This is a genomic window from Geomonas sp. Red276, assembly GCF_054784495.1.
In genome coordinates this window covers 71,382-93,797 of the sequence record NZ_BLXW01000002.1, presented here as the reverse complement: position 1 = coordinate 93,797, position 22,416 = coordinate 71,382, and the positions used below count along the sequence as shown (strand labels likewise).

At 66.4% G+C, this 22,416-nt stretch carries 12 protein-coding genes and 3 riboswitches; of the genes, 10 read left to right on the top strand and 2 right to left on the bottom strand.

Annotated elements, in window-relative coordinates:
* Window positions 1-145 precede the first annotated feature (145 nt).
* Window positions 146-222, top strand: a riboswitch (cyclic di-GMP riboswitch).
* 81 nt (window positions 223-303) lie between these two features.
* Both ACYVL5_RS02395 and ACYVL5_RS02390 read left to right on the top strand, forming a co-directional pair.
* The gene (locus tag ACYVL5_RS02395; protein WP_460593951.1) at window positions 304-1,506 is read left to right on the top strand and encodes an RCC1 domain-containing protein; all 1,203 of its coding nucleotides are present in this window, start codon (window positions 304-306) and stop codon (window positions 1,504-1,506) included.
* A gap of 229 nt (window positions 1,507-1,735) precedes the next feature.
* The gene (locus ACYVL5_RS02390) at window positions 1,736-2,011 is read left to right on the top strand and encodes a cytochrome c3 family protein (protein WP_460593950.1); all 276 of its coding nucleotides are present in this window, start codon (window positions 1,736-1,738) and stop codon (window positions 2,009-2,011) included.
* 220 nt (window positions 2,012-2,231) lie between these two features.
* Here the strand turns inward: ACYVL5_RS02390 and ACYVL5_RS02385 are convergent, their stop codons facing one another.
* Together ACYVL5_RS02385 and ACYVL5_RS02380 are read right to left on the bottom strand one after the other, a co-directional pair.
* On the bottom strand, window positions 2,232-2,702 hold the full coding sequence (locus ACYVL5_RS02385) for a cytochrome C (RefSeq protein ID WP_460593949.1): 471 nt from the start codon (window positions 2,700-2,702) through the stop codon (window positions 2,232-2,234).
* A complete protein-coding gene (locus tag ACYVL5_RS02380) occupies window positions 2,699-4,003 on the bottom strand; it encodes a hypothetical protein (RefSeq protein WP_460593948.1) in 1,305 nt (434 codons plus the stop codon). The genes ACYVL5_RS02385 and ACYVL5_RS02380 overlap by 4 nt, the downstream gene beginning before the upstream one ends.
* A 440-nt stretch (window positions 4,004-4,443) precedes the next feature.
* On the opposite strand from ACYVL5_RS02380, the gene ACYVL5_RS02375 reads away from it, so the two are divergent.
* The 8 genes from ACYVL5_RS02375 (at window position 4,444) to ACYVL5_RS02340 (ending at window position 22,251) form a co-directional block, all read left to right on the top strand.
* The gene (locus tag ACYVL5_RS02375; RefSeq protein WP_460593947.1) at window positions 4,444-5,730 is read left to right on the top strand and encodes a CxxxxCH/CxxCH domain c-type cytochrome; all 1,287 of its coding nucleotides are present in this window, start codon (window positions 4,444-4,446) and stop codon (window positions 5,728-5,730) included.
* A 181-nt stretch (window positions 5,731-5,911) separates the two neighbouring features.
* Window positions 5,912-5,986: riboswitch (cyclic di-GMP riboswitch) on the top strand.
* A 131-nt stretch (window positions 5,987-6,117) separates the two neighbouring features.
* Window positions 6,118-6,192, top strand: a riboswitch (cyclic di-GMP riboswitch).
* Between the two features lie 103 nt (window positions 6,193-6,295).
* Entirely contained in the window at window positions 6,296-9,037 is a 2,742-nt protein-coding gene (locus ACYVL5_RS02370; RefSeq protein ID WP_460594109.1) for an Ig-like domain-containing protein, read from the top strand.
* 187 nt (window positions 9,038-9,224) lie between these two features.
* Entirely contained in the window at window positions 9,225-10,436 is a 1,212-nt protein-coding gene (locus tag ACYVL5_RS02365) for a hypothetical protein (RefSeq protein ID WP_460593946.1), read from the top strand.
* 214 nt (window positions 10,437-10,650) lie between these two features.
* Entirely contained in the window at window positions 10,651-13,680 is a 3,030-nt protein-coding gene (locus tag ACYVL5_RS02360) for a cytochrome c3 family protein (protein WP_460593945.1), read from the top strand.
* 59 nt (window positions 13,681-13,739) lie between these two features.
* Entirely contained in the window at window positions 13,740-16,397 is a 2,658-nt protein-coding gene (locus ACYVL5_RS02355; RefSeq protein WP_460593944.1) for a CxxxxCH/CxxCH domain c-type cytochrome, read from the top strand.
* A 149-nt stretch (window positions 16,398-16,546) separates the two neighbouring features.
* Window positions 16,547-20,380 (top strand): CxxxxCH/CxxCH domain c-type cytochrome, encoded by a 3,834-nt coding sequence (locus tag ACYVL5_RS02350; protein ID WP_460593943.1) that lies wholly within the window; start codon window positions 16,547-16,549, stop codon window positions 20,378-20,380.
* Between the two features lie 169 nt (window positions 20,381-20,549).
* Window positions 20,550-21,248, top strand: a complete 699-nt coding sequence (locus ACYVL5_RS02345) for a pirin family protein (RefSeq protein ID WP_460593942.1) — start codon at window positions 20,550-20,552, stop codon at window positions 21,246-21,248.
* A gap of 136 nt (window positions 21,249-21,384) precedes the next feature.
* On the top strand, window positions 21,385-22,251 hold the full coding sequence (locus ACYVL5_RS02340; RefSeq protein WP_460593941.1) for a response regulator: 867 nt from the start codon (window positions 21,385-21,387) through the stop codon (window positions 22,249-22,251).
* The last annotated feature ends 165 nt before the right edge of the window (window positions 22,252-22,416 follow it).

Here is a 22,416-nt window from a genome sequence, read left to right as displayed (position 1 = left end):
CTGTCAAGGGACCCCGGGCTAAGGCAGGCAAACACCCCGGCAAGCCGGAGAATAGCGATGAGGAGGTGAAGAGAGGACCAGTTGTTCCGCTTCCTTAAGAGGGAAGCAACCCGCTGGCTGTGGGAGGGCGGGGAAAGCAGTGTGATAACGATACTACTAAACCATCCGCGAGGATGGGACGGAAAGCCCATTGGGTCTCTCAGAGACAGCCGGGATGCCGAATTATCGCCTTGTGATGATTTTGCGGCACCCGGCTTTTTCGTTGGTGCACGAGCCCCTAAATCAATCATTAAGGAGTGAGTCATGTTGAGAATCAATGGGAAAACCCCGCAGGCAAGAAACCGTTTCCTCAAATTCGCGGCCATGGTCGCCCTGACCGCCGGTGCCTTCTTGGCCGGCTCCGGCCACGCCCGTGCGGCAACCGCCTGGTACGCCGCCGGGAGCAATCACACCCTGGTACTCAAAGCCGACGGCACCGTCTGGGCGGTCGGAAAGAACACCTACGGCCAGCTCGGCAACGGCACCACCAGCTGGTGGAAGACCCAGGACCCGCAGCAGGTGAAAGGGCTCAAGGACGTGGTCGCCGTGGCGGCTGGCGGCGGCCATTCGGTGGCCCTCAAAAAAGACGGGACCGTCTGGGGCTGGGGGTATAACGGCGCCGGCCAGCTCGGCCAGGGGTGCGAAGGCAACAGCAGCGTCCCCGTGCAGGTGCTCGGACTCTCCCACGTCAAGGCCATCGCCGCAGGCCAGAGCCACATCGTGGCCCTCAAAGACGACGGCACCGTCTGGTCGCTCGGGAACAACCGGATCGGGCAGCTTGGCGACGGCTCCAAGGACCGGTCGCGGGTTCCGGTGATGGCGAGCGGCCTCCATGACGTGATCGCCATCGCCGCCGGCGGGTTCCACACCATGGCGCTCAAGGCGGACGGCTCGGTCTGGAGCTGGGGCTACAGCGCCGAAGGTGCCCTCGGTACCGGCCGGGTGGCCGACAGCGGCACCGCCGTCCCCACCATGGTGAGCGGCCTTTCCGGCATCAAGTCGATCGCCGCAGGCCTGCACCATAGCGTGGCGCTCGCCAAGGACGGCAGGGCCTATGCCTGGGGGAGCAACGAGGCGAGCCAGCTCGGCGAAGCCGGGACCGTGACGGCCAGCGCCCGCCCGGTGGTGGTAGCCGGGATCGACAACGTGGTCGACATTACCGCCAAGGCCAACCACACCATCGCGCTTCGCGAAGACGGCTCGGTCTGGGCCTGGGGTGACAGGGGGGCCGGCGAATGGGGGAACGGCAACTCGATGAGCGGCAGCGACGTCCCGGTACGGATGCACGGCGTGAGCGGGGCGACCAAGGTCGCCGCCGTGGTGAATCCCTCCACCGTCACCGCCCCTTCCGCCACCTTCCTCGCCCACCTGCAGGAGCAGGAATCGGACACCGCCTTCGCCAAGGAAGATACCACCGTCAAGGGTGACCTGGTGGCCATGTTCCTGGGCTCCATCGAAGCGAAGTGAAGATGCGCCCCCTCCCGGAGCGGTATCAACCGGGAGGGGGGAAACTTCCCTCACTCCTCCCCCTCTCCCGGGGGGAGAGGGAATGGCCCCGATGCCCTCTTCCTCCGGGAGGGTGACCCCCCTTACCCCCTCTCCCTCCGGGAGAGGGTGGCCGAAGGCCGGGTGAGGGAATCGGCCGCGAGGGCAAGCCGTCTGCGAATCTCGGTTACCCAAAAAAGGAGAAGCGAACATGAAAAGGGAAGTTTTCTTGGTGATAGCGGCGCTGGTGATGGCAGGAGCGGCTCACGCCGCGGAGGTGATGGAATTCCCGGCCTCCAAGGGGAAGGTGATCTTCCCGCACAAGAAGCACCAGGAGATGCTGAGGGACTGCACGAAGTGCCACGAGAAGGGGCCGGGTAAGATTGCCGATCTTGGCCAGAAGTGGGCCCACAAGACCTGCCGGGGATGCCACACGGAGCTCGGAAGAGGGCCGACCGCCTGCGGCGGGTGCCACCATAAGGACTAGAAACCGTTCTAGGTTCTAGGTTCTAGGTTCTAGGTTAAATACTGAATCGACCCTGGTTTCCGTAGGGTGGGCAGCCCTCTGCCCACCAGTCCCTGGCAGAGCCGCGTGGTCACGAGGGGCCTTAACCGTTGTCTGAACCAGCTGGGCCAGATAGATCCGCTGGTTTCACAACGTAGAACCTAGAACCTAGAACCTAGAACCTGTTTCGTTACTTGTTTCGTTACCTATGGCACCTGACGCACTTCTCGTTGTTGGCCCGGCCGTGGCAGCGGTAGCAGCTGGTCGGGTCCACTTTCCCGTCGATCATGTGGACGGAAAGGTAGTCGCCCCGGTGGATGAGCTCCCGGTCCGGCCGGTTCCCGAGGAAGACGGAGGGCTTGATCTCGCGCTCGTTGGCGTGGCAGGCGTTGCAGAAGGAGGCCTTGTGACAGATCTCGCAGAGCTTCTCGTCCTGGGCCGCGTAGAGCCGGTGCTGGCGGATGAACTCGGTGGTGTGCTTGAAGGTGGAAGGCCCCTTGGCCACCCCCTTGATCTGGTCCTCGTGGCACTCCACGCAGTCGGGTCGCCCTTCGCCCAAGGCCTCGGGATGCCAGGCGGGGAGGCTTTCCTGCTTGGAGACAACGGCGCAGGCGCCGATGGTGAGCATGCCGCTCACCGCCACTACGATGCCGAAGAGCTTTGCGCCGGTCATTTGTTCGCTCCTTTGCTCTCTGAAATATAGTTGAAGGTCAACCGCACGAGCCCGCGGACATCGTCGGTAACCCACGGGTTCCTGCTGTAGCTGACTTCGCCGGACAGTGCCAGCGCCGGGATGATCCGCCAGCCGGCCGAGGCGATCGCTTCGTAGGCGTTCTTGACCTGGTAGAGGCTCGACTTGAAGAGCTGGGCGATCCCGTCCACGCTCCCCTGGTAGCGCCCGTCGTCGTACATGCAGTATCCGCGGATCTCGTGGTACGAGTTGAACCCGGTGGCCCCCTCTACGCGATGGTAGGAAACTCCGGGGCGGACCTTCTTGTCCAGGAAGTTCAGCCGGAGGTCGGCACCGTAACGGTTCGAGTCGCCGTTCAGGTTCTGGTCGATCGAGTCGCTTCGCTTGATGTGCCGGAAGTCGCCGGTGACGTCGACGGGTGCCGCCACGTTCCAGGTAACCGCCCCGCCGTAGGACTTCACCTTCCCGCCGAGGTCCGGGTTGAAGAGCGACCGCAGGTTGGAGGCGGAGAAATAATGGGTGAGATCGGCGTCGTTGTAAAGCCCCGACACGGTAACGCTCTTCATCGGGAAGATCTTCAGCTGGTAGCTCTGCTCGGCCATACCGTCGGTGGAGACGTCATAGGAGCCGCGGCCGTTCACCTCCACGTGCTTCTCCGGGCGGAGCCAGAAGTCTCCTCCCACGAGCTCGCGGTCGTACTTGTTGCCGGTAAGGGGCTCGTAGATGCCACCCTTCTCGTGCACGCCGGAGATCCCGACCTCCAAAAGCGAGCCGTACGCGTAGCTCCCCCTGCCGCCGGCGATGAAGCTCCCCTTGGTGTTACTCCCACGATCGAGCTTCACCGGCGCCCCGGCAAAGGCGGAGAGGGCGAACCCCTTGGCGAGGTCGGTGCGCCCCGCCACCCCGTCCAACTGTTCGGAGGCGATCCCCTCGTTGACCACGAAGCGCCCCGCCTTGAGGTCGCCGTTGGCCTTGGCGAAGCGGTAGCGGAGATAGCCATAGGAGAGCTCGCCGTCGTTTCTCTTTTCGCCGGTGCTCGGATCGCCCAGGTCCACCCGCTCCCACCCGTACAGGTGCAGGGAAAGGTTGCCGTCGGCGAGCTTGTCGACGTCAATCCCGGCGAACTGGGTGAACGGTGCCACGGTCTGTTTCTCGAAGCCGGGGGTGGCCCGCTGCTCGAGGCGGAAGATGGAGGTGCCGTCGGCCTGGAAGTCGACCGCGAAGGCAAGCGAGGGTACAAGCGTAGTGAGTGCCAGCGCCGAGGTTAGCCCCTTTTTCTTCATCTTGTTGCTCCTTGGACTGAAGGAATCGCGGTTGGAAGGGTTTGAGAAATTGTAACGGACAAACAGCGACTGTCAAAAAATTGGGGTTAGCTGGATCTATAACATGCTTGATTCAAAGGGAAAAATGCAGTTGCAGGAGTGGAAACAGGATTTGACATACCTGTCGGGCTTGTTTTCGAAGGCTAGCCGATACTGTTAGATATCATTAATATAATTACAGTATCAGGTCCACCCTTGTTCTTTGACTATTTAATAAAGTAACTGTCTTATCGGTAGGTTATGACTGCACCAGCAGGCGCTGAAAGTGCACGAAATTTGCGGGATTCAGGACATACCGTATAATGTCCCCATCGGCACCGGATAAGGTGCAGTCTGAGACTGTCCAGCATCGCCTAAGGCCCGGACGAACCGGTCAAATCCTTGCCCTGATGGAGTTGAACATGCCCAAGACAAACCTGCGCCTTTACTGGTCTGCCCTCTTCGTATCCCTGCTCGTCTTCGGCGGCTGCGCCAGTGACAACGCCAGCGCCCCCGCCCTGACCGAATCGGGGCAGCATCCGGCCAACTGGGTGGTGGCACACCGCGCCGCCTACCAGGCGTCCCCGAGCAGCTGCGGCCAGTGCCACGGAGGACCTGGATTCGACACCTCCCCCGCGGTAAGCGGCGGGATCGCGCAGGTCAGCTGCTTCTCCACCAGTTTCGGGGCGCTCACCTGCCATGCCGGAGGGCACGCCCCCCGGTTGGCCCCCCACCCGGTCCCCTTCACCGACCCGACCCAGCACGGCCCCTTGGCCAAGCAGGACCTGACTTTCTGCCAGGTCTGCCATGCCGCCCAGACCGGACCGGGGACCAACCCCCGCTTCAACCTCCCGATCGGCTCGCTCACCACCGGGTGCGAGGGTTCCGGCTGCCACCTCCCCAACATGGCCCATCCCAAGCCGTGGCAGCTCGGGGCGGTCGCCAACAGCAAGGGGCACGCCACCGCCGGGAACCTGGCCAACGCCTGCACGCTTTGCCACGGGGTGGCGCTGGCGGGCGGGGCGGGTCCGGCCTGCGCGAGCTGCCATACCTCGCTCACGGCCGGGGCGGTCCCGGTGCTCGGAGCATGCGTCTCCTGCCACAGCGCGCCCCCCAGCGGGAGCTCGTCCCCCAACGTGGCGGGAGCCCACCTCGCGCACAACGCGCTGGCGGAGGTCGCCAACGTCTGCAGCAGCTGCCATACCGGCGGGGGGAGCGGCACCGCCAACCACGGCTCCGGGACGGTCACCCTGGCGGTACTCGCCACCTATAACGCGAACGGGGGAACCGCCACCTACATCGCCGCCAGCGGGACCTGCGCAAATATCAGCTGCCACGGCGGCATCCAGACCCCCAACTGGCAGAGCGGGCAGATCGACGTCGCCACCCAGTGCACGAGCTGCCACGCGGCCGGGACCTCGCAGGGGGTGCCGCAGAACAACAGCTACTTCTCCGGGCTCCATAATTTCCACCTCAGCCCGCAGCAGGTTGGGCTCGTCTGCACCGACTGCCACGACGCCGCCATCCTCACGGCGCCGACTACGCCTGGGCACTTCAGCGGGCTGAAGACCGCCGCCTTCGAACTGGCACCGTCGGCGACCATCAGGAGCGTCGTCAACTACAACGCGGTCCAGCATACCTGCTCACCGCAGAACAACGGGACGAACTTCTCATTCACAGCCTGCCATGGCACGAGGACGTGGCAATGACATAGACGAAACGGCTCACACTCACAGCGAGAGCCTTATGCCAAAGGGGCAGCCGGGCTAACTCCTGCTGTGACAACAGAAAATAATTCCGAGACTTTCGGTAGAACTCGTCGATCCTTGACAAAAAAAGTTTTGACATTTTTCGGCGACTTCAGTTAGCATCGAAAAAAACGCAGCTGATACACGACAATACTAAACCATCCGCGAGGGTGGGACGGAAAGCCTAGGGTCTCCACGAGACAGCCGGGTTGCCGAAATATCGCAGGATATTTGCAGGCAACCCGGTTTTTTGTTGCCCACGACAAAATGACATAATAGCGTTTTAAATCGGTGCAGAAACCGATTCGTGTCGCGACCTCCAGTCCGGCTCGAAACTCACAATTCGATAGACGACAATACTCAACCATTCGCGAGAATGGGGCGGAAAGCCTAGGGTCTCCACGAGACAGCCGGGTTGCCGAAATATCGTTTGATATTTTTTCGTCAATTCTTTTTTTGTCTCAATGTCGGCAGTTTGAGAGTTTCAGAGACGTCCGGTTCCAGTCGGGCGGGAGGTTTGCAGACAATGGTATTCGGCAGGAAATGCGGCGGCGCCCGAGCGGTGGCCACCTTCTTCAGCGTCCTTTTTCAGCTGTTTGGGCTGGCGGTAGTGGCCGGTGCGGTCCCCGTCCCGGTGGTGACCCCGCTCCCCTCGCTTTCGGGAGGGCTCTCCACCCCGGTGAAGGTGGCGACCGACGGCAACGGTAACCTCTTCCTCACCGATCCGCGGGGGGGAGGGGTGCTGGAGTTCTCCGCCGCCGGGGCGCTGGTGAAGGTCATCCCCACCGCCGGCAACCCCCAGGGGATCGCCGTCACCCTCTCCGGAAACCTGGTGGTCACCGTCGGCGACCACGCAAGCATCGTCGACTTAAGCGGCCAGGAGGTCGCCAGGCTCGGGGCCGCCACCGGCCAGTTCAAGATGGCCAACGGGGTGGCGGTCGACGCCGACGGCCTCATCTACGTGGTCGACAGCCTCAACGACTGCGTCCAGGTCTTCTCCTCCCAGGGTACCCCCATCACCCAGCCCAACGCCTCCCCCGGCAAGCCCGCCAACAGCTTCGGAAGCTCCGGCAACGGCAACGGGCAGTTCGCCACCCCGACCGGCATCAGCTACGAGAAGAGCTCGAAGCAGCTGGCGGTGGCCGACACCTTAAACGGGCGGGTCCAGTTCTTCGATCTCTCCGGCACCTACCAAAAGACCATCGGCACCCTCGGGTCCGGTCCGCTACGCTTCACCGCCCCCCAGGCCACCGTCTTCGAGTACGGCGGCGGCAACCTCAAGCGGATGTACGTGGTCGACTGCTTCCAGAACAACCTGCAGGCCATCGATCCCGCCGGGAACGGCAGCTTCCTGAGCACGCTCGGAAGCTACGGCTCGGGCACCGGCAAGGTGACCTCCCCCTCGGACGCCGTCTTCGATCCCGCCAGCGGCAAGCTCTTCGTAGTCAACTCCACCGCCAAGCTGGCGGTATTCTCCATCACCGATCCTCCGACCTCGACGGGCGGCGGCTCGACCACGCCGGGGGCGCTCGTACTGACCCTCACCCCGGTCCCGTCCACCACCGCCAGCTCCACGCTCACCATCTCCGGCACCGTCACCGCCGGCGCCACCGTCCAGGTCACCGTGGGGAACGGCGCCCCCGTCAGCGCCACCGTCACCGGCGGGAACTGGAGCGCGACCCTCTTCGGGCTCGCCACCGGGAGCAACCAGCTGACGGTGACCGCCTCCGACAGCGCCGGCAACCACGTGGCGCAGGGGGCTACCGTCTCCTACAACCCGGCCGCGCCGGTCATCACCGTCGCCAAGGCCACCGTCCTCATCAACCAGACCAGCCAGACCATCTCCGGCACCATGTCGCAGGGGGCCACCGTCACGGTGACCGTCTCGGGTAACGTGCTGGCCGGCCCGGTCCGCTACCCGACCGCCTCCAGCTGGGCCTGCGACCTCGTCTCGCTCGCCCAGGGAAGCAACCAGGTAGTGGCCACCGCCACCGCCGCCAACGGTGCCTCCTCGCAGGCTAGCGAGAACGTGGTGGTCGACAGCATCCCGCCGGCCCTCGCGGTCTCGGCCCTCACCGACGGCAGCGTCACCGGTATCCCGATGCAGAACGTGGAAGGAACCGTATCCGATCCGAACCTCGACAAGGTGACCGTCAACGGAACCGCCGTCCCGGTTGTGAACGGGATCTTCACCTGCCAGCTCCCGCTGGTGGCCGGCACCAACAACGTCACCGTGACGGCCAACGACCTGGCCGGGAACCAGAGCCGCGACCTGCGCAGCGTCAAGCTCGCCGCGCTGGCTCCCCAGCTCGCGCTGACCGCGCCGGCCGACAACGCGGTGGTCACCGCCTCCTCGCTCACCGTCACCGGCGCCGCCTCCGCGGGGACCACGGTCACCGTGGCGGGGACCCCGGTCCAGCTCTCCAACGGGAGCTTCTCGACCACGGTCGCCCTCCAGCCCGGGCTGAACACCATCGTGGTGGCCGGCACCGACGCCAATGGAAAGCTGACCGCCCTCAAGCGCTCGATCGACTACCAGCAGCAGGGGCCGGATCTCTCCGTCGGGCAGCCGGGCCAGGATACCGCCACCAACCAGACCGCCCTGACGGTGAGCGCGAGCTCGACGGCCGCGGCCTCCATGACCGCCACCGTGAACGGAACGAGCACTCCGCTCACCCTGGCCAACGGAAGCTACAGCCTCGCCCTGAGCGGGCTGGCCGACGGCAGCTACCGCGTGATGGTGACTGCCACCGACTCAACCGGCCTGACCGCCAGCTCGGTCCGCACCATCGTGGTGGACACCGTGGCGCCCCAGCTCACCATCGACCCGGTCGCCTCGGCAGCGGCCACCCAGCTCTCCGGAACCGCCGAGCCGGGGGCGTTACTCTCCGCCTCGGACAAGAACGGCCCGGTGGGGATCATGACGGTCGCCGCGGACGGAAGCTGGACGCTCGACCTCTCGGCCGGCTACGACAGCGCCACCATCACGGTGAGCGCCCGCGACGCCGCCGGGAACGTGACCACCAAGAGCCCGAGCCTCGTCCAGAGCGTCCCCGACGGCGACCTGACCGGCGACGGCAAGGTCGACATCGCCGACGCCATGAGGGCGATGCAGATCGCCGCCGGCTTCATCACCCCGACAACCCGCGACATCGCCCACGGCGACGTGGCCCCGCTGGCCAACGGCAAGCCGTCGCCGGACGGCGTCATCGACATCGCCGACGTGGTCGCCATCCTCAGGAAGGCGGTCGGGCTCGTCACCTGGTAACTACTAGACGCCCCCGGCACTGTAACAGGTGCCGGGGCCACTGGATCAAGGTGACCTAGTCCACTGAAATTATTGACCTCGGCTGACAGATTTAAAATCCATGTTAGCATTTTGATAATCCCCTCTCTTGTCCGACCCCGTCCTGAGAGAAAGCGGGTTGAGACAAGATGCTTGTGAGAGGACACCAATGAGCAAGAGACTGTTCCCCAACAAACTGATTGCCTTCTGCGGGCTGACCATTTCCCTTTTAGCCTTGGCCGGCTGCGGCGGAGGAGGCTCCGGCGCAGCCCCGGCCTCCGGCGTCACCACGACGGTGACCGGCGTCGCCTCCAAGGGGCCGATCGCCAACGGCACGGTGAAGATCTTCGCCATCAATCCCGACGGCTCCAAGGGCCTTCTGGCCTCCGTTTCCACCGGGGCGGACGGCTCTTACAGCGCCACCATCAACTACACGGGCCCCATCTACCTGGAGGCGAGCGGAAGCTACCTCGACGAGGCGACCGGGCTCACCAAGACCATCGACCCGGCCACCCCACTGCGGGCGGCCCTGGCCTCGGCCACCGGAACCGTGGCGGTAGCGGTGACCCCGCTCACCGACCTCGCGGTGCAAAAGGCCGCCACCCTCACCCCGGTCAACATCACGGCCGCCAACCAACTGGTCAGCGAGCTCTTCAAGGTGGACATCATCGGCGTCCAGCCGGTGGCCCCCACCCAGGCCGCCTTCACCGCACAGGGCACCACCCAACCGCAGCGTGACTACGCGCTGGCGCTGGCCGCCCTCTCCGAGATGGCCACCACCTCCGGCGGGGTCAACCAGACCGTCAGCACGCTCGCCTCGGCCCTCGGGGCCGGGACCACCCTCCCGCCAGCCACCGCCCAGCAGGTGACCGGCGCCCTCTCCAACTATCTCGCTTCCGCGAACAACACCACCCCGGTGACCAGCATCACCCAGACCAACCTGGTCAACGTCGGGGGAGAAATCGTCTCCGTCAAACTCTCCACCACCGGGACTCTCCCGGCAAGATCGCTGATCGGCGGGATATCGCTCACCCTGGCGCTTCCTGCCGGGGTCACCGTCAAGGCCGACCCTTCCAACGGCGCGATCTTGTCAGGCGTCCTCACCCCTTCGGGGGTCTTAAGCGCCAGCGGGAACCTCCTCGAGACCGGGAGGTACGTGGCCGCCCAGGGGAGCGCGCCGGCGACGGTAACGGTACTGGTGGAGCAGGCCACCGGCTTCGCAGCCGGCCAGTTCGCCACCTTGGTCTGCGACTATCCGGCGGGGGCGACGCCGCCGACCGCTGACCAGTTCGCGATCCAGAGCTTCAAGGTGGTCGATACGAACACTGCCGACCTCAACAAGAACCAGAACGTCATCGGTATCTCGCTCCAGGTGCAGTAGCGCGGGAGCAGACCTTCGACCGCAACATCGACACCAACGGGGTCCCCTCCCGCCAGGGAGGGCTCTCCCCGATCAAACGGCCGCCTTTCGCGACAGCGCGGAGGCCGGCCCGCTATCCGGAAACCCGCGGCTACGGCCGGGACCGGGCCCGAGAGGGCGGTTTGAAAAGCATCAAAGCTGTGAGGTCCGCGCGGCGGACGAACCGGGAGGGGGAATGAAGAAGCGAGTAGCGGCAGGTATTCTGGGGGGCGTCATCCTCACCATGCTGGGGATCGGCGTGGCGCTGGCCAACGATCCTCCCCATGACGCGAGCAACGGCATCCAGTGCGTGAACTGCCATACCGCCCAGGGGATCACCGGGGCGGACTCCTACGTCAACGTCTGCCTGAGCTGTCACCGGCTGGGGATGCCGCGCGGGGGGAGGCTGCCGTTCGCGCCGAGCGACCAGGCCAATCCCTTCGGGAACCTGACCACCACCTTCGCCGGCACCGCCTACCAGATCTCCCACTCCTGGTCGGGACCGGACAACGTCCCGGCGGCCGGGGCGCAGGCCCCCTCTTCCCCCGAGCTCAACGCCAGCAAGGCGACCGGGATGCTTGCCTGCACCCGCTGCCACGATCCCCACACCCAGGCCAATCCCCCGTACCTGAGGCTTCCCAACGACCGCGACCAGCTCTGCCTGGACTGCCACCGCGCGAGAAACGTCCAGGACCACCGGCTGGGGAGCCACCCGATCAACTTCAACTACACGAGCGCCACCTCCAAGGCCAAGCTCTACCCGGCCCTGTACAACAACCCGCCCCTGAACGCCAACCCGGCCAACCCGACCTCGGCCATCCAGTTCAAGGGGGGAACGCTCCTTTGCTCGAGCTGCCACGGGGTCCACTTCGCCGACTCCAATAGCGCCACCTTCGACGGCTTCTCCTCGTACCGCACCCTCACCCCGTCCGCTGGGTACCTCCTGCGGACCGACCTGAAGGGGGCGACCGCGGCCTCGCTCAACATCTGCACCAACTGCCACGTGAAGAAAAACCACAACGGCAAGAACCAGAACGTACAGTGCGTGGACTGCCACGGCGCCCACGTGGATGTCGGCGACGGGAGCGCCCCCAACACCTTCCTCATCCGCCGCTACATGAACGTCTCCACGGCGGCCGGCGCGGTCCGGGGTGCCAAGGTCATCTTCCAGGGGTACACCCAGCCGGTCGGCAACTACAAGGACGCCAACGGCACCGGGGTCTGCCAGGGGTGCCACCAGGTCCCCACCGGCCCCAACTATCCGCCCGAGCACACGCTCGCCACCGCCACCGCGGCGACCTGCAACCCGTGCCACTCGCACGCGAACCCGGCGGGCGCCTTCACCTTCTCCACCGCCGGCTGCTCGGCCTGCCACGGCTATCCCCCGCGGGCGAACCACGCGGGCGGCCCGGACGGCTACGCGGCCAACTACGCGAACTCCCCCGCCTTCAAGGACGAGTCGCTTACCCCGCACGTCTCCCACGCCGGGGGGGCCCCCGGGAACTACGCCTGCGGCCAGTGCCACCAGGGTAACAGCCACGCCACCGGCACCTTCCAGGACGTCTTCGTCGACACCACCGGCCTTTTGGCCGGGAGCGCCGCCTCCTACAGCGCGGCGGGCGCCACCTGCAACTCGGTCTACTGCCACTCCAACGGCGCGCCCAGAAACGGGAGCACCGTCTACAAGCCCGTCACCTGGACCAACGGCAGGGGGACCATCGTGGGGAGCGCCGGGGAATGCTCGGCCTGCCACGACGCACGCCCCACCACCAACGCCCACGGCAAGCACCTGACCCGCGGCTACGCCTGCGCGACCTGCCACGCCGCCACGGTCAGCTCCGATACCGCCATCCTCGACCCCACCCAGCACGCCGACGGGGTGAAGACGGTCTCCTTCGCCAGCACCCAGCCGCTCACCGCTTCGCTCGCCTGGATCCAGGGGAGCGCCACCTGCCTGGGCGGCAAGTGCCACTCGGACGGCCGCGGCGGCGCCCCGGCCACCGTCCCCAACTGGCTGGATCCCACCACCGGCGCCTGCGGGTCGTGCCACGCCCAGGCCCCGGCCACCCTCTCGCACCCGACCCATTTCAACGGCGTCTACGGCCCCCAGCTCGGGAGCGCGGTGAACGCCTGCCAGAGCTGCCACGTCTACACCACCGACACCGCCGCCACCCACGTGAACGGGACGGTGGACGTCGTGAGCGCCGCCGGCTCCGCCTGCGCCCTCTGCCACCCGGGGACCATCCCCACCTGGGGTAGCGGGCGGCTTGCCTGCACCTCGTGCCACGCGGCCACCCCGTCGCAGCTTCCCAACGGGGTACAGGCCCCCTACTTCGCCTCCTTCGCCGGCGCCGGCCACGGCCAGTTCGCCGCGTCCAGCGCATGCACCGCCTGCCACGACCAGAACGCCCCCCACATCGCCGGGACGCTCGGGGTCAACACCAGGCTCCTCTTGACCAACGACAACAACCTCTGCGCCTCCTGCCACAACGATCCGACCAAGGTGACCACGGTGGCGCGCCAGAACATGGTCTCCCACGTGACCGTCAAGGGTGGGGCCGCCACCAGCGACTGCAAGTCCTGCCATGACGTACACGGCTCGGTCAACCTGCACATGATCAAGACCACCATCAACGGGGTCGCGGTCTCCTTCACCAACATCTCCTCGGGCTTCGTCCAGACTCAGGCACCGTACCAGGGGCTTTGCCAGGTCTGCCACACCCAGACCAACCACTGGAGAAGCGGCAACGCCCCCGACGGCCACCCGACCAAATTCTGCCTCAACTGCCACAACCACAAGGCTTCCGCGGCCTTCCGGCCGAGCACCGCCTGCGACTCCTGCCACGGCTATCCGCCGGTCCCGGCCGGCTTCACGGGGACCTCCGGCAACTACTCGAGCGCCCGTACCGAGGACTACCCCGGCGGCGGCGGCGCCCACCTCTTCCACTTGAAGCCCGGCATCCGCCCCGCCGACGGCTGGGTCAACTGCACCGGCTGCCACGGCAACGGCTCGCTCTCACCGGCCACCCACACCATGGTGCTCCCGGTCACCCCGAGCAAGATCACCATCGACCCGGCGGACCGGTTCCGCTTCAACCCCGGCCTCCCGCTGGGAGCCGGCTCCTACAGCGGACAGCTGCTCGATAACGGCGCCAATACCACGGGAAGCTGCAATAACGTGAGTTGTCATTTCAAACCCTCCAAGAGGTGGAGCACGGTTAGGTAGTACGGTGCGGCTTGGAGCGCGCCGGTCGGCTCTTGTTTTAATCAGCACGAGGAAAATGAATGTTTGGATTGAATCATGTCAAAGTTCGTCGTTTAGCCCTGGCGGTCTCGCTCACCGCCCTGGCCTGTCTCAATGGGGGGAGGGCTTTCGCCTCCTCCACGTGCTCCGACTGTCACAACATGCCACCCATCGACGCGGCGTATCGTAACCTCACCAGCGGCGGGTTCGTCGGGAGCCACAGCACCCACAACCCCGCCGTCGCCACCGCTACCAGCTGCGAGCCGTGCCACAGCGGCGCGAGCAGCTACCTGACCGGTCACCGCGACGGGGTGATCCAGATCTCCTCCAACGTGAACGCCTCCCCGGTCGCCGCCACCTACAGCAAGGGGACCTTCTTCAACCAGACCTCCATCCCGGTGATGGGGAGCTGCTCCAACGTCAACTGCCACTTCGAGGCGGTCACCCCCAGCTGGGGGAGCGCCAAGCTCACCTCCCCCACCGGGTGCGGGACCTGCCACGGCGCGCCCCCCTCGGACGGGAACCACCCCTCCCTCCTCGGCGCCGGCAAGAAGCATGGCGATTACTACGGGACCGGCACCGCCTCCTGTGTCAAGTGCCACTCCGACCACACGCTGGAGGCCACCCCCTTCGCCCACGCGACCAGCGCCGGCAAGCGCCCCCTCATGGTCGGCTTCCTGAGCGCCCCCAACTCCGGCGGGGCCTACTCCGGGAACCTCGCCTACCCGGCCTACCTCCCGAGCCAGAACCCGCCCAGAAACGGGAGCTGCACGGCGCTCTACTGCCACAGTAACGGTGCAGGGGGGGCGGCCAAGGTCACCCCGGTCTGGGGGAGCACGCTGCCGGCCGACTGCTCCGGCTGCCACGACACCAAGCGGACCACCGCGGTGGCCACCACCCTCTCCGGGAAGCACGACCGCCACATGAACCCGGCCAACAACGCCCTGATCGGGGTCAACAACGGGTTCAACTGCATCGACTGCCACGCGAAGACGGTGAGCTCCAACACGACCATCGGCACCCTGAGCCGCCACATTAACGGCCTGGTGGATTACTCCTCGGCCAAAGGGGGGGGGAGCGCCCGCTACAATGCCGCCACCAAGAGCTGCTCCTCCATCTACTGCCACTCCAACGGCAACCGGACCTCGCTCGTCTACGTGAACCCGCCGGCCTGGAATTCGACCGCCACCCTTTCCTGCAACGGCTGCCACGGCACGAGCTCGGCGGTGGGCGCTCCCGACTACGCAAGCGGCGGGTCCGCCTCGGCCACCCCCAACAGCCACGCGAAGCACCTGGCCGGCGCCACCTCCACCACCGCCTGCGCCCCGTGCCACGCGAAAACGGTGAGCGCCACCAACTCGCTCGCCTTCAAGGACTACACCGCGGCCAACTACCACTTGAACGGCAAGACCGACGTCACCTTCCTCGCCTCCCGCGCCGGCGCCACCGCGAGCTGGAACCAGTCCACCACCACCTGCTCGAACATCTACTGCCACGGCGGGAGCTCCATCCAGTGGGGTGCCCCGGCCCCCAACTGCCAGGACTGCCACGGCGGCGGCGCCAGCGCCTCGGTGGCCGACTTCTCCGGCACCTTCTGGAATAACGGGACCCTCTCGACCATCCAGATGACCGGGACCGGCTCCTGGGCCGACACCGGCCACGGCCGCCCGGCCGCCTCGGGGAACTACCCGGGAAGCGGCAACCCGGCGGCCGATTTCACCGGCATCGCGAACTACTGCGAGTGGTGCCACGACTCCACCATTGCCCACGGCACCGCAACCAACCCCTTCCGGCTCAGGAACTTCGCCGACCCGACCTGGGGGCTTAACGGCCCCTGCATGGTCTGCCACGCCACCGGCTCGGCCGGGGTCACCGTCTCCGGGGTGACCAGGAACGGCTCCTCCACGAGCAAGGTCGGCTCCTTCCACTACGGCGCGAAGCACACCGCGCTCCTGGCCGGCGGCCAGTTCTGCTGGGACTGCCACGACCCGCACGGGGCGGGCTCCGCCAACCAGTTCATGATCCGCCAGTACCCGGCGCTCACCTCCGACACGGTGACCGGCCAGCCGACCAGCCAGAGCGCGGTCGCGGTCGTCTTCGCCCTGTCGGCCACCCCGACCGGCACCGACTACGCGAAGAGCACCGCTCCCTTCAACGGGATCTGCAACGTCTGTCATACCACCACCAGCCACTACACCACCACGGCGGGGGATTCCCACAACGCGGGGCTGCGCTGCACGAGCTGCCACAACCATACCGGCGACGCGGCCTCCACCGCCTTCAAGCCGACCAACAACTGCGACAGCTGCCACGGCTACCCGCCGGCCCCGACCGGCTTCGTCGGGACCCACGGCAACTACTCGAGCGCCCGCAACGAGGACTACCTGGGCGGCGCCGGTGCCCACCTGATCGCGGCCCACATCAACCCGAACGCCAAGCCGTCCGACGGCTGGGCCAACTGCGCGATCTGCCACAGCCACGGCTCGCTCTCCCCGGCCACCCACACCATGGTGACCCCGGTCTCCCCGAGCAAGATCACCGTGGACGTCTCCGACCGGCTCCGCTTCAACCCGGGGCTGCACACCGGGCCGCAGTGGTACAACGGCGTGCTGGTGGACGGCGGCGCCAACGCAACCGGCAGCTGCCTGAACGTGGCCTGCCACTTCAAGGCCTCCAAGAAGTGGAGCACCGAGAAGTAACCTGACCAGGGGGCTGCCCAGGCAGCCCCCTTTTCCCGCTTTCCCACCGCCGGTGGGGCGCCCGAAGTACCGGCGCGGCAGACAGAGACTGGATTGGATACGGGAACCTCCGCGAACCGGACCCCGAAATGAAAAGGAAGGAGTGTCGAATGACGACGGCGAAACTGAGGGATTATGCAGAGAGGCACTGGGTAACGGTTCTGCCGGCCCTGCTGGTCATGGTATTGGCCGCCTCGGGAGCGCAGGGCGCCACCTGCTCGGACTGCCACGGGATGCCCCCGATCGACGCCGCCTACCGCAACATCACGAGCGGTGGCTTCAAGGGGAGCCATATGACCCACAACCCGGCCACCGCCGCCGCCGGGAACTGCGAGCCGTGCCACACCGGGGCGAGCAGCTACGCGGTGGACCATCGCGACGGGGTGGTCAAGATCGCCTCCAACCTGAACAACTCGCCGGTGGCGGCGGTCTACAGCAAGGGGACCTTCTTCAACCAGACCTCGATCCCGGTAATGGGGAGCTGCTCCAACGTCAACTGCCACTTCGAGGCGGTGACGCCGGCCTGGGGGAACAGCCCGTTCACCTCGCCGGCCAGCTGCGGCGCCTGCCACGGTGCGCCTCCTTCCGACGGCAACCACCCGGCCCTCACCGGGGCTGGCAAGAAACACGGCGACTACTACGGGACCGGGACCGCCTCCTGCGTGAAATGCCACTCGGACCACACCGCCGAGGCGGCGCCCTTCGCCCACGCCACCAGCGCCGGCAAGCGCTCGCTGGTCGTGCGCTTTACCGCGGCCCCCAACGCGGGGGGGAGTTACTCCGGGAACGTCGCCTACCCGAACTACCTCCCGAGCCAGAATCCCACCCGTAACGGGAGCTGCAGCTCGCTCTACTGCCACAGTAACGGCGCCGGAGGCGCTCCCACCACCGTCCCGGTCTGGGGGAGCACCCTGGCGGCCGACTGCACCGGCTGCCACGGCAACGACTCCACCTCCGCCTCGGTGATCGCCAGCGGCAAGCATACCGCCCACATCAACAACGCCGCCGTCTTCGGCACCGGCAACAACTTCGGCTGCATCGAGTGCCACGCCAAGACCGTATCGGCCAACCGGGCGGTCGCCACCATGGCCAACCACGTGAACGGCATGGTCGACTACTCCGGGGCCCGCGCCGGGGGAAGCGCGCGCTACTCGGCCACCACCAAGGTCTGCTCGAACATCTACTGCCACTCCAACGGCAACGCGGCCTCACTCGTCTACGTGGCCCCCCCCGCCTGGAACTCCACGGCGACCCTCGCCTGCAACGGCTGCCACGGGACTAGCAACGCCACCACCGGCGCCCCCGACTACGCGAACGGCGGGGCCGGGACCACCACCGCCAACAGCCACCCCAAGCACGTCTCCGGCGCCACCGACACCACCATCTGCGCGACCTGCCACCAGCGGACCGCCAGCGCCACCGTGGGCGGCCGGTTCAAGGACTACTCCGCCTCGCTGCACCACCTGAACCGGACCCCCAACGTCTACTTCGACGCCACCAAGGCCGGCACCACCGCCACCTGGACCCAGGCGAGCGCCACCTGCTCGAACGTCGCCTGCCACGGCGGCACCGGGAGCAGCGTCACCTGGGGCTCCACCCTTAACTGCCAGGACTGCCACGGCAACGGCGCCTCCGTCTCGGTGGCGGACTTCGGCGCCACCTTCTGGAACAACGGGACCATGTCGAAGTTCCAGCTGACCGGCACCGGCTCCTTCGCCGACACCGGCCACGGCCGTCCCACCGCCTCCGGAAACTACCCGGGGAGTGCCAACCCGCCGGCCAACTTTGCCGGGATCACCAACTACTGCGAGTGGTGCCACGACTCGACCATCGGCCACAACGTCTCCACCAACCCGTTCCGGCTCAGGAACTGGGCGGACGCCACCTGGGGTAAAAACGGCAACTGCATGCTCTGCCATGGGACCGCTTCCGCCGGGGTCACCGTGGGGGGGCAGCTCAGAAACGGCGCCAAGAAGGTCGGCTCCTACCACTACGGAGCCAAGCACTCGACCTCGCTCTCCGGCGGCCAGTTCTGCTGGGACTGCCACGACCCGCACGGGACCGGCACCACCAACCAGTACATGATGCGCCCCTACCCGGCGCTCGCCTCCGATCCCACCACCGGGGCCCTCACCAGCCTGAGCGCCACCGCGGCGGTCTTCACCCTGTCGGCCACCCCGACCGGCACCGACTTCGCCAAGAGTGCGGCCCCCTTCAACGGGATCTGCAACGTCTGCCACACCACCACGAGCCACTACACGATCGCGGCAGGCGACGGGCATAACTCCGGCACGGTCTGCACCTCGTGCCACCTGCATACCACCAGCACGGCGGCCACCGGCTTCACCCCGACCGGCGGCGACTGCACCACCTGCCATGCATCCCAGCAGGGGACCGGCACCCGCCAGGTGGTGGGGACCGACACCGTGCTCGCCTCGCACCACATCCAGGTCGGGACCACGCTGAATCCCGCCTCCTGCACGGTCTGCCACGAGCAGGCGACCTTCGGGCACCAGGTGGCGGGCGACGTGGCGGTCGGGATGTTCAACCAGGACACCGGGGCGGCGCTCACCTACGACGGCACCACCGCCACCGCCTCCAACCTGGAGACCTCCTGCAACAGCTGCCACGACGCCAACGGCGCCCCGCGGCTGGGGGCCAACGCCATGAAGCCGTTCGCCGACTCCGGCGACAACACCGCGCCCCCCTTCATCGACTGGTCGACCGGGAAACAGGCGCACAGCGCCCAGATGGCCTGCTTCAACTGCCACGGGAACTCGGCCGGGGTGGCGGGGAACACGCTGAACCCGACCTTCAACGCTCACGGCTCGGCCACCGCCAAGATGCTCCAGCACGCCTACTCGGCCACCGACACCATGACGGCCACCACCAACTTCTGCTACAACTGCCACGGCACCACCACGGCGGGCGGCGTGGTATCGCCGTCCATCCAGGCAGCCGTCAACCTCTCGGCCAGCATCGGCCACAAGAGCGCCAACTGCTCGGCCTGCCACGACCAGCACTCCGCCAAGCCCGGCACCCACGTGATCGGACCGAGCTCCCCGATCGCGCCGGTATTGAACGGTGTGGCCGGGGTGGGGAGCTGGCCGGCCACCAGCCCGGCCATCGCCACCACCTGGAACGGCACCGGCACCCTGGCGGTCACCTACACCGCGAAACCCGCCGCCACCAACGAGTTCGAGATCTGCTTCAAGTGCCACGCCGGGAGCGTCCCGGCCCCCACCGGCTACACCACCGGCGCGCTGCGGATGACCGACCTCGGGCTGGAATTCAACCCCAACAACAAGTCGGGGCACCCGGTGGTGGCAAGCCTCAACAACTACGCGGGGAGCACGGCGCCCAAGGCGCTTTTGGCCACCGACATGGTCGCCCCCTGGACCGCCATCGGCACCCAGACCATGACCTGCTCCGACTGCCACGGGAATAACGGCACCGGCGCCATGGGGCCGCACGGCTCCACCGTTAAGTGGATGCTGACCGGCACCAACCAGGCCTGGCCGTTCACCACCGTGGCCGGCAACGGCACCAGCTCGGGGACCCCCTGGATGCTCGGGACCGCCTCGACCGGCACCGCCCCCAACAAGCTCTTCTGCCTCAACTGCCACAAGGTGGTCGGCACCAACGGCGTCCACCAGGCGGTGGCCACCTCCGGCCAGCACACGAGCTGGGCCTCCACCGCCCGAGCGGCCTGCGTCTCCTGCCACATCAGGATCCCCCACGGCGGCAAGGTCTCCCGCCTGATGCGTCCCGGCACCGCCGCGGTGCTCGGCCGCTACGCACCGGACGGCAACGGCAACGAGGTGGGGACCTCCACCACCCAGGTGATCAGCAAGTTCACCAAGGGGACCCAGACCTCCAACCGCCGCGGCTCCTGGACCGGGGTCGGCTGCAGCGAGCACACCGGCGGCTCCGAGACCTGGTAGCCGTCACCACCTCCACCCGTAAGGGGCAGGGCCTTCAGGCCCTGCCCCTTTTTTCTACCTCTTACCCCCCTTGACAATCTCCCTCGCAGATATTAATTTAATATTAAATCATCTGACGTCAATCGGTATCGACGATTGCGCGCCCCCCAAAGGCGCGAGGAGAAACATCATGGTACGCATCCGCAAGGCAAGCCAGCGCGGCCATGCCGATCACGGCTGGCTGAACACCTATCACACCTTTTCGTTCGCCGACTACTACGACCCCGCCCACATGGGGTTCAGGGCCCTGAGGGTCATCAACGAGGACCGGGTGCAACCCGCCATGGGCTTCCCGACCCATCCCCACCGCGACATGGAGATCATCTCCTACGTGCTGGAGGGTGCCCTGGAGCATCGGGACTCCATGGATAACGGCTCCACCATCCGCCCCGGCGAAGTGCAGCAGATGACCGCGGGAACCGGGATCACCCACAGTGAGTTCAACCACTCGGCGAGCGAGGGGCTGCACTTTCTCCAGATCTGGATCCTCCCGGCCCACAACGGGCTCACCCCGGGATACCAGCAGAAGTACTTCGCTCCCGATGAGAAGCGAGGGTGCCTGAGGCTGATCGCGTCGCCGGACGGGAGAGAGGGATCGGTCACCATCCACCAGGATGCCCACCTTTTCGCCTCCTTATTGGAAAAAGGGGAGAGGGTCAGCCATTCACTGCGCCCCGGGCGCCACGCCTGGCTCCAGGTAGTGAGGGGCGAAGTAACCCTGAACGGCCAGCAGCTCGCAGCCGGGGACGGCGCCGCCATCAGCGACGAGCCGACGGTGGCTCTGGAGGGGCTAACGAGCGCCGAGCTGCTCCTTTTCGACCTGGCTTGACAGCTGAGGAACCGCCGAGGCGGGCCACTGGGTTTGTCAGTGCCGTTCAACATTGGAAGACGCCAATGTTGAGGTATTCTGTTAGGGTATTTCGATCCGTTTCGCCTGCTACTACACGCCTGCGGAGGTACCCTCGATGGAGAGTTGGCTTACCCCGTTGTCCGCCTCGCTGCTGTACGTCGAAGACGATCCTTTGAGCAGAGAACTCGTCTGCACCGCCCTGGCCCGCAAGTGGCCCCACCTGCAACTGGTGACTGCCGAAAATGGCGAAGAAGGGTTGAGGCTTTACCAGGATCAGCATTTTGACCTGGTGCTGACGGACATCTGCATGCCCATCATGGACGGGATCAAGATGGCCGAGAAGATCCTGGGCCTCGATCCCGACGCCAAGATCGTCGCCGCCACCGCCATCAGCGACACCCATTTCATGCTGGACGCCATCCAGGCCGGAGTGAGCCGCTACGTGCTGAAGCCTTTCGACTTCAAGCTCCTCTTCGCCACCATCGGGGAGATCCTCTCCCAGGTCACCCTGGGCCGCCGGCTGGAGCGGCAGACCGGGCTGATCCGCCAGCTCTCCCACGCGGTCGAGCAGGGGCCGGGGATGGTGATCATCTCCGACGCCTCGGGCAACATCCAGTACGTCAATTCCCGATTCTCGGCGGTCACCGGTTTCCTGCCGGGCGACGTCATCGGCCAGAACATGCGCGCCCGGCTGGCCGGGGAGGCCGGTTCCGAGTATGCGGATACCGTCTGGGGGGAGATAACCCAGGGAAAGGAATGGCGTGGGGAACTGGTCAACCTGAAAAAAGGGGGGGAACGCTACTACGAGGAAGTCATCGTCTCGCCCCTCACCACGACGGAGGGGGCCATTTGCAACTTCGTGGCCGTGATGGAGGACATCTCGGAGAGAAAACGGGCGGAGGAGAAGATCCGCTCGCTGATAGAAGAACTGGAGCACCGGGTGAGGAGTTCGCACGGGGGGCCTAAAATCCCCCTTGCTTGACCTGAACCGGTGCTCCAGTGGTGGGTTTAACGCCTTCCGCCTCTCGTTGGAAGGCTTACTGCTGGCCGGGATGCCGGGCTCCCTCTCCCCCCCTGGAGGGGGGAGGAGGGAAGCGGCAGGGTCCCGGCCGCTATGGGAGGGCGCGACCCTCATTGGCTAGCTGCA

What these genes read in the sequence shown, in the direction of transcription:
- ACYVL5_RS02395 (WP_460593951.1), top strand. Translation starts at nt 304, where the DNA reads ATGTTGAGAATCAATGGGAAAACCCCGCAGGCAAGAAACCGTTTCCTC.
- ACYVL5_RS02390 (WP_460593950.1), top strand. Translation starts at nt 1,736, where the DNA reads ATGAAAAGGGAAGTTTTCTTGGTGATAGCGGCGCTGGTGATGGCAGGA.
- ACYVL5_RS02385 (WP_460593949.1), bottom strand. Translation starts at nt 2,702, where the DNA reads ATGACCGGCGCAAAGCTCTTCGGCATCGTAGTGGCGGTGAGCGGCATG.
- ACYVL5_RS02380 (WP_460593948.1), bottom strand. Translation starts at nt 4,003, where the DNA reads ATGAAGAAAAAGGGGCTAACCTCGGCGCTGGCACTCACTACGCTTGTA.
- ACYVL5_RS02375 (WP_460593947.1), top strand. Translation starts at nt 4,444, where the DNA reads ATGCCCAAGACAAACCTGCGCCTTTACTGGTCTGCCCTCTTCGTATCC.
- ACYVL5_RS02370 (WP_460594109.1), top strand. Translation starts at nt 6,296, where the DNA reads ATGGTATTCGGCAGGAAATGCGGCGGCGCCCGAGCGGTGGCCACCTTC.
- ACYVL5_RS02365 (WP_460593946.1), top strand. Translation starts at nt 9,225, where the DNA reads ATGAGCAAGAGACTGTTCCCCAACAAACTGATTGCCTTCTGCGGGCTG.
- ACYVL5_RS02360 (WP_460593945.1), top strand. Translation starts at nt 10,651, where the DNA reads ATGAAGAAGCGAGTAGCGGCAGGTATTCTGGGGGGCGTCATCCTCACC.
- ACYVL5_RS02355 (WP_460593944.1), top strand. Translation starts at nt 13,740, where the DNA reads ATGTTTGGATTGAATCATGTCAAAGTTCGTCGTTTAGCCCTGGCGGTC.
- ACYVL5_RS02350 (WP_460593943.1), top strand. Translation starts at nt 16,547, where the DNA reads ATGACGACGGCGAAACTGAGGGATTATGCAGAGAGGCACTGGGTAACG.
- ACYVL5_RS02345 (WP_460593942.1), top strand. Translation starts at nt 20,550, where the DNA reads ATGGTACGCATCCGCAAGGCAAGCCAGCGCGGCCATGCCGATCACGGC.
- ACYVL5_RS02340 (WP_460593941.1), top strand. Translation starts at nt 21,385, where the DNA reads ATGGAGAGTTGGCTTACCCCGTTGTCCGCCTCGCTGCTGTACGTCGAA.